The 13,628-nt window shown below is 61.9% G+C and carries 9 protein-coding genes; 6 read left to right on the top strand and 3 right to left on the bottom strand.

Annotation, left to right across the window (positions count from 1 at the left end):
* Positions 1–62: 62 nt before the first annotated feature.
* From HPY67_00625 to HPY67_00610, 4 genes are all read left to right on the top strand, one after another.
* Positions 63–1,328, top strand: coding sequence for a histidine--tRNA ligase (locus HPY67_00625; GenBank protein NPV03228.1), 1,266 nt, complete (start codon positions 63–65; stop codon positions 1,326–1,328).
* A gap of 173 nt (positions 1,329–1,501) precedes the next feature.
* Entirely contained in the window at positions 1,502–3,280 is a 1,779-nt protein-coding gene (gene aspS, locus HPY67_00620; protein NPV03227.1) for an aspartate--tRNA ligase, read from the top strand.
* 334 nt (positions 3,281–3,614) lie between these two features.
* Positions 3,615–5,504, top strand: a complete 1,890-nt coding sequence (locus tag HPY67_00615) for a histone-lysine N-methyltransferase (protein NPV03226.1) — start codon at positions 3,615–3,617, stop codon at positions 5,502–5,504.
* Positions 5,505–6,067: 563 nt separating this feature from the next.
* Positions 6,068–6,934, top strand: a complete 867-nt coding sequence (locus HPY67_00610) for a hypothetical protein (GenBank protein NPV03225.1) — start codon at positions 6,068–6,070, stop codon at positions 6,932–6,934.
* A gap of 116 nt (positions 6,935–7,050) precedes the next feature.
* Here the strand turns inward: HPY67_00610 and HPY67_00605 are convergent, their stop codons facing one another.
* On the bottom strand, positions 7,051–8,946 hold the full coding sequence (locus HPY67_00605) for an ATP-dependent helicase (protein NPV03224.1): 1,896 nt from the start codon (positions 8,944–8,946) through the stop codon (positions 7,051–7,053).
* 202 nt (positions 8,947–9,148) lie between these two features.
* Entirely contained in the window at positions 9,149–9,799 is a 651-nt protein-coding gene (locus tag HPY67_00600) for an adenylate kinase (protein ID NPV03223.1), read from the bottom strand.
* Between the two features lie 294 nt (positions 9,800–10,093).
* Between HPY67_00600 and HPY67_00595 the strand changes: the two genes are divergently transcribed.
* Together HPY67_00595 and HPY67_00590 are read left to right on the top strand one after the other, a co-directional pair.
* Entirely contained in the window at positions 10,094–10,594 is a 501-nt protein-coding gene (locus HPY67_00595) for a purine-binding chemotaxis protein CheW (protein ID NPV03222.1), read from the top strand.
* 64 nt (positions 10,595–10,658) lie between these two features.
* Positions 10,659–12,569: a methyl-accepting chemotaxis protein gene (locus tag HPY67_00590; protein ID NPV03221.1), complete on the top strand. Its 1,911-nt coding sequence runs from the start codon at positions 10,659–10,661 to the stop codon at positions 12,567–12,569.
* Positions 12,570–12,710: 141 nt separating this feature from the next.
* Here HPY67_00590 and HPY67_00585 read toward each other — a convergent pair whose 3' ends face one another.
* Positions 12,711–13,424 (bottom strand): cytidylate kinase-like family protein, encoded by a 714-nt coding sequence (locus HPY67_00585; GenBank protein NPV03220.1) that lies wholly within the window; start codon positions 13,422–13,424, stop codon positions 12,711–12,713.
* Positions 13,425–13,628: the final 204 nt, after the last annotated feature.

Raw genomic sequence — 13,628 nt, 5'->3', positions numbered from 1 at the left:
CTTTCGGGAATCAATGTGTTAGCTAGTCAATTTCAAAATTCGCAGTCGGATGCATCAGCTTCATGAAGATCATCACCGCCGTTCGCGGGTTCAAGGACATCCTGCCGGGCGAATCGGAAAAATGGCAGCACGTCGAGGCGAAGGCCCGTGCAGTCTTCGGGGCCTTCGGCTTCAGGGAAATCATTCTGCCCATCCTCGAAAAGACGGAGCTTTTCAAGCGTTCCATCGGCGAGACGACGGACATCGTCGAGAAGGAGATGTACACCTTCACAGACCGCGGCGACGAGTCCCTGACGATGCGCCCCGAGGCGACGGCCTCGGTCATGCGCGCCTACCTCGAGCACGGCCTCTACGCATCGGAATCCCTGGTGAAGCTCTACACCATCGGGCCCATGTTCCGCCGCGAGCGGCCCCAGAAGGGCCGGTTCCGCCAGTTCAACCAGATCAACGCGGAACTCCTCGGCTCGAAGGACCCGCGCATGGATGCCGAGGTCATCCTGATGCTCATGCACTTTCTCCGATGCGTCGGCGTTGCGGACGCGCGCCTCGAGGTGAATTCCCTGGGCTGCCCGGCCTGCCGGCCGGCCTTCCGGGACGTGATCCGCTCGTATCTGGCCGAGAGGCAGGAAGGCCTCTGTGAAGACTGCCGGCGGCGCCTCTCGGCGAATCCCCTCCGCGTCTTCGACTGCAAGGTGGAAGGGTGCAAGGCGGTTGTCACCTCGGCCCCCCTGCTCATCGAATTCCTCTGCGCGGAGTGCCGGGGGCACTTTGACGAGGTCCAGTCTTGCCTCAGGCGCTTCGATACCCCCTTCGAGGTCAACGCCCGGATGGTCCGAGGCCTGGACTACTACACGAAGACGGCCTTCGAGGTCACGACGGGTGCCCTGGGGGCGCAGAACGCCATCGCGGGCGGAGGCCGGTACGATCGGCTCGTGGAGGACCTTGGCGGCCCCGAGAGCCCCGGGATCGGCTTTGCCGTCGGCCTGGAGCGGCTTGTCGCCGTGGCCCCCATCCCCGACGAGAAGGTCATCGCGGCGCCCGATCTCTTCATCGCAGCCCTCGGCAAGGAGGCGCAGGACCATGCCTTCCTGCTCTGCAACCGCCTGCGGATGAAGGGGCTCCTCGTCGAGACGGACTACGGGGCGCGGAGCCTCAAGAGCCAGATGAAGCGCTCCGACAGGCTGAAATGCCGCTACACCCTCATCCTCGGCGAGCGGGAACTCCAGGAGAGGAAGGCCCTGCTGCGGAACATGAAGGACAGCTCCCAGCAGCCTGTGGGGCTCGATGACGCCGAGAACGAGCTGCTGCGCATTCTTTCGAAGACCTGATCGGTGCATTGCACGAAAGGATCGAATGCAAGAGCCTCTTCATGAATAGAAGTGCAGAAGCCATGAAGTTAGGAAGTTCGGAGAGCATCAGCCTGCGCTGACATTCGGCTCACCCAAGTTTCACAACTTCTCAACTTCCCAACTTCTCCTAATATGAAAGGGAGGTAAAACCCTTGTCAGACTTCATCACGAAACTCAAGAGAACACACTACTGCGGCCATCTCAGGGCCGCCGATGCGGGGAAAGAAGTGGTCCTGATGGGATGGGTGCACCGCCGCCGCGACCACGGCGGTGTCATCTTCGTCGATCTGCGCGACCGTGAGGGCATCGTCCAGGTCGTCTTCAACCCCGAGGTCCAGGCCGAAGCCCACCGGGAGGCCCACCGGATCCGCAGCGAGTTCGTCCTGGCCCTGAAGGGGACGGTGCGCAGGCGCCCCGAGGGCATGGAGAACCCGGAGCTGGCCACCGGTGACGTCGAGGTCATGGTGAACAGGCTCGAGATCCTCAACGAGGCGAAAACACCTCCCTTCGTCCTCGACGCCGAGACGGACATCTCGGAGAACATCCGGCTCAAGTACCGCTACCTCGACCTGCGCAGGCCCGAGCTGCAGAAAAACATCATCCTGCGGAGCCGCGTGGCCGCCGCGACACGGGAGTATTTCATCTCGAAGGGGTTTGTCGAGGTGGAGACGCCGATGCTCGCGAAGAGCACTCCCGAGGGGGCCCGGGACTACCTCGTGCCGAGCCGCGTGAACCTTGGGACCTTCTACGCCCTGCCGCAATCGCCGCAGACCTTCAAGCAGCTGCTCATGATCGCGGGCTTCGACCGCTACTTCCAGATCGCCCGGTGCTTCCGTGACGAGGACCTCCGGGCGGACCGCCAGCCCGAGTTCACCCAGATCGACGTGGAGATGTCCTTCATCGACGAGGAGGACATCATCTCGACCATGGAGGGCCTCATGGCCCATATCTTCAGGGCCGGCACGGGCCGGGAGCTCCAGATCCCCTTCCCGCGGATCACCTACGGGGATGCCATGGAGCGCTACGGGCGGGACAACCCCGACACCCGCTTCGCCATGGAGCTGCGAGATGTGACGGAGCTCGTCAGGGGCTGCGGCTTCAAGGTGTTCAACGAGGTGGCGGCAAGCGGCGGCATCGTCAAGGCCATCAAGATCGAAGACAACCGGAGGCTCTCCCGCAAGGACATCGACGGGCTGACGAACTTCGTGGCCGACTTCGGCGCCAAGGGGCTCGCCTGGGCGCGCGTGAACGCCGACGGGTGGACCTCGCCCATCGTGAAGTTTCTCAAGCCCGAAGAGGTCGAGGCCCTCAACCGGGCCATGGAGGCCCGCGAGGGCGACCTGATCGTTTTCGTGGCGGACACCCCCGGCATCGTCAACGACGCGCTGGCCAACCTGCGAATCCACGTGGCCCGCAAGCTCGACCTCATCAAGCCTGACCAGCTCGCCTTCACGTGGGTCGTCGAGTTTCCGCTGCTGGAGTACAGCGACACGGAGAAGCGCTTCGTGGCCAAGCACCACCCCTTCACGTCGCCCGTGCCGGAGGATCTCCCGCTGCTCGACACGGACCCCGCACGGGTGCGAGCCCGGGCCTACGACCTCGTGCTGAACGGCACCGAGATCGGCGGCGGCAGCATCAGGATCCACCGCACCGACGTCCAGCGGAAACTCTTCCAGACGCTGGGGCTCACCGCCGAGGACACGCGGAGCAAGTTCGGGTTCCTGCTCGACGCCCTCGAGTTCGGCACGCCGCCGCACGGCGGCATCGCCTTCGGCTTCGACCGCCTGATCATGATCATGACCGGCGCGCCATCGATCCGGGACGTCATCGCCTTCCCCAAGACCCAGAAGGCGACCGACGCCATGACCGACGCGCCGTCGAAGGTGAGCATCGAGCAGCTCATGGAGCTGTCGCTGAAGATCGTCCAGTGAGGCAGCAAGGTTACGTTTTTACCTATTGACAAACTCCTGACGATTCTTTATGGGACTGTAACAGGAGAATTCAACTGGCATGACGCACGGGATCATGAACCGCCGTTCTGCTGACAACCCGGGCATGCAGCGCCCGACGGCGGGAGAACCGCGGCCTGCGGGCGAACCGGCACGGCATGGTCCCTCCATGACAAGTTGAATCCATTTTATCCAGGCGGAAGAGACAAGGGAGGGAACATCAAGGCGTTCCCTCCCTTTTTATTTCGGCGGCAGCGGGTTGAGGGCGCAGGCCCTTCGGCATCCATTTTTCAACGGAAGAGCAGGGAGAAGTGAAATGGCCAGGTGGAACAAGGAAAAGAGGGTTCTCGATCACGAGCATACGAAATTCTGGCGCTACGAGCTGAAGGACGTCGAGCAGCCCAACCTGCAGAAGGACGTCTTCCCCTACGACGAGGTCTGCAGGATCGTCTTCGATCACAAGCTCGTGTCGATGAGCCCCGCCGAGGAGATCTTCATCACCGACACGACCTTCCGGGACGGACAGCAGGCCCGCCCGCCCTACACGGTCAAGCAGATCGCCGATCTTTTCAAGATGCTGAGCCGCCTCGGGGGCGAGAGGGGCGTCATCCGCCAGACCGAGTTCTTCCTCTACAGCCAGCGCGACCGGGAGGCCCTGGATGCCTGCCGCAGCATGAACCTGCGATACCCCGAGATCACCGGCTGGATCCGCGCCGTCAAGGAGGACGTCCCCCTCGTGAAGGCCGCAGGCCTCAAGGAGACGGGCATCCTCACATCCGTGTCGGACTACCACATCTTCCTCAAGCTGGGCGTGACTCGCCGGCAGGCCATGGATATGTACCTCGACGTGGTGCGCTCCATCCTCGAGGCCGGAATCGTCGCCCGCTGCCACTTCGAGGACCTCACCCGCTCGGACATCTACGGGTTCGTGATCCCCTTCGCCATCGAGCTGATGAAGCTCCGGGAGCAGAGCGGCATCGACGTCAAGATCCGCCTTTGCGACACCATGGGCTACGGGGTCACCTACCCCGGGGCAGCCCTTCCCCGAAGCGTCGACAAGATCGTCCGGGCCTTCATCGAGGATGCCGGCGTCCCCGGCAGACTGCTCGAGTGGCACGGTCACAATGACTTCCACAAGGCCCTGATCAACGCCACCACGGCCTGGCTCTACGGCTGCAGCGCCGCCAACGGCACCCTGATGGGCATCGGCGAGCGGACGGGCAATCCGCCCGTGGAGGGGCTCATCTTCGAGTACATCCAGCTGCACGGCGAAAACCACGGGATCGACACGACGGTGATCACGGAGATCGCGGACTACGTCCGGCGCGAGATGAACTTCAAGATCGCGCCCAACTATCCTTTTGTCGGCTCCGAGTTCAACGTCACGCGCGCCGGCGTGCACCTCGACGGCCTCGTGAAGAACGAGGAGATCTACAACATCTTCGACACGGCCAAGATCCTCAAGCGCCCCATCATGCTCGAGATCACCGACAAGTCGGGAAAGGCGGGCATCGTCCACTGGATCAACTCCCGGCTGGACCTCAAGAACGGAGAGGCGATCGACAAGCGCCACCCCGGCATCTCGGCGATCCACAAGTGGGTCATGAAGCAGTACGAGGGGGGCCGGATGACGAGCATCTCCAACGACGAGATGGAGAAGGTCGTGCGGAAGTTCCTGCCCGAGCTCTTCATGTCCGATCTCGAGAAGATCAAGTACCGCGCGGCCCAGGCCGCCGTGGCGGTGGTGCAGCAGGTGATCGAGCACCCCGTCATGAAGGGGATGAACCCGGAGCTGCAGGAGCCGGTCATGCAGCAGTTCATCGACGAGAACCCGTCCATCCAGTTTGCCTACGTCGTGGACACCAACGGCAGGAAGATCACGCGGAACATCACCCACATCGCGGACCGGTCGAAGTACGAGAATTTCGGAGTCGGCACGGACTACTCGAACCGCGAGTGGTTCATCCGTCCCATGGAGTCAGGGAAGATCCACGTCACGGACTTTTACATCTCCAAGATGACCGGGGCCCTCTGCATCACTGTCTCGGCGCCGATCGTCGACGAGCACGACGAGATCCGGGGCGTCTTCGGCGTGGATATCCGGTTCGAGGAGTGGACAAAGAGCGTGGACCTGATCTCCGAGGCCACAGAGCGGGCCCTGAAGGCGGAGTACGAGGCGAAGAAGAAATCGGACCACTGGTTCTGATCGGCGCAACACCGGCCCGAAACCGTGCGCATCCTGCCAGAACTGGGTGACGGCGCTTTTCGAACGCACAGCCGCAAGCAGCGGAAATCAGGAGTTCGTGAAATCGAAGAGCTCCGCGCACCTTCACTTCGATACGGTCGTGAATTCGGTCTACGGGAGGGCGGCTGACGTTCAGCCGCCCTTTTTTGCGACATTTCCTGTAATATCTGTTTTGTATCATACATATTTGTATCATTAATGATATTTAGAGACAAACATGTGGCATTATTTCCGCTCCTGCAAGACTGCCGGAGTTTCTCCGGCAATCGAATTTTAATTTCATAATCAATTACTTATCATATTTTTCCCGCCTTTTCTCCCTTGTGGCACAAGCCTTGTTCTTAAGGTGATCCCGAACGCCGACGACGAGAGCACCCTCGAGCCGCCGGCCCTGCCGCCTCCCCCTTCGGCAGGGCCTGCGGCTCCCTCCTCCATCGCGCGGCTTCCGGAAAAGGCGGACGGGCACCTTTTTCGTGCCGAGACGCTCTGCCGGCTCGAAAAAACCTTGAAAGGGAGATATCTCTATGACCACGGCTCTATTGGATCGCATTGTCAGGCTGATGATCGTGTCGCTGCTCATTCTTGGGATCGCGGCAAGCGTGCTGACCGAGGCGATGGCCCAGGATGCCAAGCCCGCCGCGGCCGCAGCGGAAGAAAAGCCCACGGCCGACTTCACCGTGTCCGCCCTCAGCGCCTACATCTGGCGCGGGCAACAGCAGACCAGGGACAGCCTCGTCATCCAGCCGTCCATGACGGTCGGGTACAAGGGCTTCACCGCGAACCTGTGGGGCAACCTGGACACGAACCCCTATTCGCCGACCGACGCTTCCTATTCGAGCAACTGGACCGAGACGGATCTCACCCTGTCCTACAGCCGGGCATTCGGGCCCGTGACGGCAGGGCTGGGCTACATCTACTACTCTCTGAATTCCCCGTACTCCGGTGCCGCCGACCCGCTCGATTCCCAGGAGCTGTTCGTCAGCCTCGCCGGCAACATCCTGCTGAGCCCGACGCTCACCGTGTACAAGGAGATCGACCACTACCACCAGTGGTACATCCTGTTCGGGGTCTCCCACACCTTCGAGCTGACCAAGGCGGTCGGGCTGAAGCTCGCCGGCTCGGTGAGCTACCTCAAGAGCGAAGATGCCACCACCTATCCGAAGTTCGATGACAATGCACGGCCGACGACGGACAAGTTCAGCAATATCCATGACGGGGTCATCACGGCGTCACTGCCCATCGCGCTCTTCCAGCACATCACGGTCGCCCCGACGGTGTCCTGGGTGTTTCCTCTCTCCGATGACGCCAAGAACGAGATGAAGGGCCGCAGCAAGAACGGAAAGGAAGACAATTATCTATACGGCGGGGTGAGCCTGAGCTTCTCTTTCTGAGAGAAGGGTTCGGGGCTCCTCATCCGGGCAAGAGACAACAGGCAGCATGAAAAATCCCCCTCATCCCTCCTTTCGCAAGGAGGGATGGAAGGGGGATTTCTTTTGCTGGTCCGCGATCAGTCTTCATCGATGATCCACTGCTCGTAAGGCAGCTCCGTCGGGTGGAAGACGTCCTCCTCGAGTTCCTCGATGAACCGCGACGGGCGAAGCGGCACCATGCCCATCCCCCTCGAGTAATCGATGAGCGGGTGGCACAGGTAGAGCTGGTCCTTCGCGCGCGTCGTCGCCACGTAGAACAGCCGTCTCTCCTCCTCTTCCCCTCCCGGTTCCTCCAGGGCCCGGGCCAGGGGGATCATCCCCTCGGCGCACCAAATGATGAACACGACGGACCACTCCAGACCTTTGGCCTGGTGGATGGAACTGAGGATCACCTTGTCCCGTTCCTCGTCCCCCGCGGTCGCCTCGCTTTCCGCCGTGTTCGTCAGCAGGGCGAGTTCCGCGAGAAAGTCCGTCAGGCTCGAGAAGCGGCTGGAAAAGTTGGCCAGCTGGACCAGGTCCTCTTCACGGGAAAAGCTGTCCGTGTATCTCTCCCGCAGGTCTTCCCGGTACCCGCGGTTGAGCAGCAGGTGGATGAGATCGGCCGGCGCCTGCTCGGCAATCCTGTCGCGAAGCAGGCTGATCGTCTCGCCCAGCCTCAGGAGCCCCGGTGCGGCGGACTTTCCGACTCTCTTGACCCACGCCGGATTCCCCATCGCGGCCAGGGGATCCTTCTCGGCCGACAGGGCCTTCCAGACCCGGTCCGCCGTCACCCGGCCCACCTTCTCGCAGAGCCCGAGAACACGCTTCCATGCCGCCTCGTCCGACGGATTGACGAGCACCCGGAGGTAGGCCGTGATGTCTTTCACGTGGGCCATCTCGAAAAAGCGGATCCCGGAGCGGATCTCGAAGGGGATGCCGCGCTTCGTGAGCTCCATCTGGAGCTCCATGGAGTGGTAGTGGGCACGGTACAGGACCGCGATTTCGCGGATTGGGATCCCCTCCATCACGAGGTCCATGATCCGCCGGGCCACGAAGGCCGCCTGCAGGGCGACGTTGCGCACGGGGATGTAGACGGGCTTGAACCCTCCCTTGCGCACCGCCCTCAGCTCCTTGGGGAACTGGTCGCGGTTCCGGGCAATGGTCCGGTTTGCAAGATCCAGGATTTGCGGCGTGCTGCGGTAGTTCATCTCGAGCTTGAAGAGCTTCGCATCGGGGTACCGGTCAGGGAAGCGAAGGATGTTTTCGAAGTTCGCCCCCCGGAAGGAGTAGATGCTCTGGTGGTCGTCGCCCACGACCATGAGATTGCGGTGCCCGGAGCCCAGCAGATCGAGGATGGCGGCCTGCAGGCTGTTGGTGTCCTGGTACTCGTCGACCAGCACGTGCTCAAAACGCCCCGCGTATTCCCTGAGAATGTCCGTCTCGTGTCGAAGCAGGGTGAGCCAGTTCGCCAGCAGATCGTCGAAATCCATGAGGTTGAGCGATTTCTTCCGCCGGGCGTAAGCTGCTGCGATGTCGTGGATGTCACCGGCGAGGCCGCCGAAGTGGGGGAATTTCCGCCCAATGACCTCGTCCAGCGGGGTCAGGGTGTTGACGGAAAAGCCGATGATCTCGCCCAGGACGTCCCCCTTCGGGAAACGCCCCCCTTTCGTCTCGATGCCGGCCTCGGCAATGCAGGCGTTGAGGAGCGACTTCGTGTCGTCCTTGTCCATGATGGAGTAGTTGCGGCCGTACCCCAGCCTCTCGCCGTGCCGCCGCAGCACCCGGTTGGCGATGTGGTGGAAGGTCCCCCCCCAGAGCCTCCGGATGTCCACCCCCGTGAGAAGTTCCACGCGGCCAAGCATTTCCCGGGCGGCCTTGTTCGTGAAGGTGGCCAGGAGAATCCGTTCCGGCGGTGTGCCCGTCTCCAGCAGCCGGGCCACCCGGTACGTGAGCGTCCGCGTCTTGCCGCTCCCCGCGCCGGCGATGACGAGCATGGGCCCTCCGTCGGCCGCGACGACCCTGTATTGCTCCCGGTTCAGCTCCCTCTCGTAGTCGATCGTCAACGTCCATCCCCCTCAACGACAGCGCATTGTACCCAGACCAGGCACGAAAGCACCATAAAAAAATCCCCCTTTCATCCTCCTTTTCAAAGGGGGCAAGAGGGGGATCTCGCCTTTCGCTTTTCGCTTTTCGCCTTTAGCCTTTTTTCAACGCCTTCTTCACCGCCTCGACCGTGTCGGCACTCGAGAGCGATGTGAAGTTCCTCAGCAGCCCCTCCTTTTCGTAGAAACCGATGAGGGGCGCCGTCTTCTGGTTGTAGGTCTCGAGACGGAAGAGAATCGCCTGCTCCGTCTCGTCGTCACGCTGGACGACCTTGCTGCCGCACTTCTTGCATGTCCCGTCCGGATTCGGGGGCATGCTCTTCACGTTGTAGATCTCCTGGCATGCGGGGTTCGAGCAGGTCCGTCGCGTGGTGAGGCGGTCGAGGATCACCTCGCGCGGCACCTCGAGGTTGACCACCATGTCAAGCGTCTGGTTGAGCTTCTTCAGCAGCGCCTTGAGCGCCTCGGCCTGGGCGATGGTCCTGGGAAAGCCGTCCAGGATGAACCCCCTGGCGCAGTCCGGCTCCTGCAGTCGGACCTCCATGATTTTCATGATCAGCGAATCGGGCACCAGGTCCCCCCGGTCCATGTATGCCTTGGCCTCTTTCCCCAGGTCGGTCCCCTCACGGACGGCGGCCCGCAGGATGTCACCCGTGGAGATCTGGACGGAGCCGTCATAATCGGTCAGCAGTTTGGCCACGGTGCCCTTCCCCGCACCGGGCGCCCCCAAGAGGATGATCTTCATGTCCTTCTCCCTTCACAGACGTGTGGATGCAGTCTTTACGAGGCAGGGATCTTAGGGGAAATCGCTCGACCGGTCAAGGAAAACTTCCGGACGGCGATCTGGTACGCGCTTTGCTTGTCTTCTTCGATCTAAGAAAAAAGCATTAAATTCTTCCGAAACGGGGACGATAGTGTTCATGGATCGGGGCCTGCCGCAACGGCGGCGCTCGCCGGCGGCACACCACGATCCGGCCCGTTCAACCCGATGCGATCCATGCCCGGGGCGACGGGAAACTTCACGTTCGGGAGGCATGCAATGGATCTGCAGGCAACGGTATCACTCGATCGCGCACGGACCGTGGAGACGAAAGAAGGGAAGTACCTGACCTTTTCTCTGGCCAGCGAGGAATACGGCATCGGGATCCTGAAGGTCAAGGAGATCATCGGGATGATGAACATCACCCCGGTGCCCCGGACGCCCGATTTCGTCAAGGGTGTCATCAACCTGCGCGGGAAGGTCATTCCCGTCATCGACCTTCGGCTGCGTTTCGGCCTCGACGCCGCGGCGTACACGGAGCGCACCTGCATCATCGTCGTGGAGATTCTCGGCGATGCGGGTGCGGTGCCCATGGGGATCGTCGTGGACTCCGTTTCGGAGGTGCTCAACATCCGCGCAACCGACATCGAGAACACCCCCGCCTTCGGGGTGAAGCTCAACACGGACTTCATCCTCGGGATGGCCAAGACTGACGGGGGGGTCAAGATCCTCCTCGACATCGACAGGGTGCTCGGGACGTTCCAGTTCACGGTTCATTGACGCTGTTGCACAAACGGTTTCTTTCGCGTTTCATTCTTTCTTTGCCACGGGGAGGTAGCATCAGATGAAGAAGAGGACGCTCGGTTTCAAGTTGACCTTCGGCGGGATCATGCTGGTTCTCGTCCCGATCGCGGTCATCGGCGGCTTCGCCCTCTACAAGGCCACGGGGGCCCTGGAGGACATGGCCAGGGGCCAAGCCCTGCAGATTGCGAAGAACATGTCGGACATGGTGGAGATCGCCATCAAGGAAGAGATGAAACTCACGTCGGCGATATCCGTCCAGCCCCACATCGTCGACGCGGCATCCAAAACATCGAAAGAAGGCGTGGAACGCGCATCCTCCGAGATCGAACGGGCTTCCGCGGAACTGGCGAAAATCATCAAACAGACAGGGACGGATTACGAGAGCATTTTCGTGACGGATGCCAGCGGGACCATCATTGCCGATGGCAGCAACGGCAAGACGAAGGGCATCGCCGTCGGCGACCGCGACTACTTCAAGGAAGCAAAGGCGGGCAAGGTGTTCGTAGGTTCGGCGATCAAATCCCGGGCTTCCGGCAAGCCCGTCGCCGTCGTCAGCGCGCCGGTGTACGGCAAGGGGGGCGAGTTTGTCGGCATAGCGGGAACGATCCTCAACATTGATTTCCTGTCGACGAAGATCCAGTCCGTGAAGGTCGGAGAGACGGGATTCCCCTGGATGGTCGACAAGTCCGGCCTCGTCGTCTCCCACCCGAAGAAGGAATATATCCTGGAACTCAACATCACGGCGCAGGAGGGCATGAAGGAAATCACGGGCAAGATCCTCGCCCGGCAGGAGGGTGTTGAGAGCTATTCCCACCAGGGCGTCAGAAAAATATCCGGCTTTGCCCCGGTGGAAAACACCAACTGGAGCATCGCCTTCACCCAGAACGAGGCGGAGTTCCTCTCCTCGGCCCACATGATCCGCAACGTCATCCTTCTGATCGGCGCCATTTTCCTCGGCCTGACTGTTGTGGCCGTGACGTTCTTCGCCCGCAGCATCACGGTCCCTGTGACCCGCTCGGTCAAGCATCTCAACGACGCCGCGGACCAGGTCGCCTCGGCCTCGGGCCAGGTCTCCTCGGCGAGCCAGTCGCTGGCGGAGGGCGCCTCGGAGCAGGCCGCCTCGATCGAGGAGACCTCCTCGTCGCTCGAGGAGATGTCGTCGATGACCAAGCAGAACGCCGACAACGCCTCGACGGCCGACAAGCTCATGAAGGAGGCCAAGGGGATGGTCGAGCGGGCCAACGGCTCGATGACGGAGCTCACCCAGTCGATGGAGGACATCTCGAGGGCCAGCGACGAGACCTCGAAGATCATCAAGACGATCGACGAGATTGCGTTCCAGACCAACCTGCTGGCGCTCAACGCGGCGGTGGAGGCGGCCCGGGCGGGCGAGGCGGGCGCGGGGTTTGCCGTGGTGGCCAACGAGGTCCGCAACCTGGCGATGCGGGCGGCCGAGGCGGCCAAGAGCACCTCGGTGCTCATCGAGGGGACGGTCAAGAAGGTCAGGGAGGGCTCGGAGCTGGTGGAGCGGACCAACGCCGCCTTCGCGGAGGTCTCGAAGAGCGCCGCGAAGGTGGCGGACCTGGTGGCGGAGATTGCGGCGGCTTCCCACGAGCAGGCCCAGGGGATCGACCAGATCAACAAGGCCGTGGCGGAGATGGACAAGGTGACGCAGCAGACGGCGGCCAACGCCGAGGAGTCGGCCTCGGCCTCGGAGGAGATGAACGCCCAGGCCGAGCAGATGAAGGACATCGCGGCGGAGCTCATGATGCTCGTGGGCGGACAGGTCGAGACCAAGTCGGAGACATCGGCCGCATCGGCCCCTCCGCAGGCGGGGCTGAAGAAAGTCCTGTCCTTCAAGGGGTTCGGGAAAAAGGCCGGCGCCAAGGCCGACAGCGTGCGGCCGGAGGCGGTCATCCCCCTGGATGACAAGGACTTCAAGAACTTCTAGGCACTCACGGATCCCAACGATCAAACAAGAAAAACCCCGCCTCCCGGCGGGGTTTTTCTTTTTCATTCACCGATCTCGATCACGGCCAGGCCGTCCATGCCTTTTCCGTTCGCTTTTGCCCTGAGCCTTGCACCTTACGCCTTATTTGATGACCTTCTTTGCAGAGAAATCCTGCCAATCCTTGGACTGGTATGCCGCGATGACGATCTTCGAGGCCTCGTCGAGGTTGAAATACTGCGTGTTGATGACCAGGTCGTAGTGGCTGGGATCCAGAAGGTCAAGGTTGAAGTATTTCCGCGCAAAGGCGACCCGCTCCGCCTCCACCGTGAGGATCCGCTGCTTGGCCTCCTCCTTCGAGACCTTGAAGAAGGTCGCCACGTTGTTCACCCGCACGTCGAGCGGGGCGATGACAAAGACCCTGAGGCAGGCTTCGGGGGGGAGGATGAAACCGGCGCCGCGGCCCACAATGACCGCGTTGCCGTGGGCACCGATGGCCCCGATCACCTTCGTCAGGTGCTCCAGGAACTCGTAGGGCCACACGTGGCGCTCGCCCAAGGACTCGATCCAGTCGTCGAGCATGCTCCTGTCCTGCTCGTCCAGCGACTGGATCAGCCGCTTGCTGACCTTGGCGCTCTTGGCCACCTCGTCGATGATCTGGCGGTCCCAGTAGTCCATCTTGAGGTCCTGAGCCACCCTCTGTGCCAGGAACCATCCGCCGCTGCCGGGCAGCCGCGAGATGGCGATCACGGGCCGAATCGTCTGCTTGAACTTCTTCTTCTCGTTCAGTTCCCACTTCTTGGCCTGATCCTCGATGATCGCGGTCAGGGAACGCTTGGCGCGCGGCTTGAATTCCATGTTTCCTCCTCTCTGTCCTCTGTCACCCGAGAATGAGTGCTCTCTCTTCGCCCTATGAGCACACCTGCGGGGCCCATAAAACGGATGCTTTATACATGTTACCCTTCCAGGAATCAAGGCAAAAAAGGGGGCCGGGAAGAACGTTCCCATTTCCTTTCTTGACAGCCTTTGCGCCTCCCTTTACCTTGGTGACGACATCACACC

It is taken from the genome of Syntrophaceae bacterium (assembly GCA_013177795.1).
Lineage (GTDB): Bacteria > Desulfobacterota > Syntrophia > Syntrophales > UBA2192 > UBA2192.
This window is presented reverse-complemented; position numbering and strand designations above follow the sequence as displayed.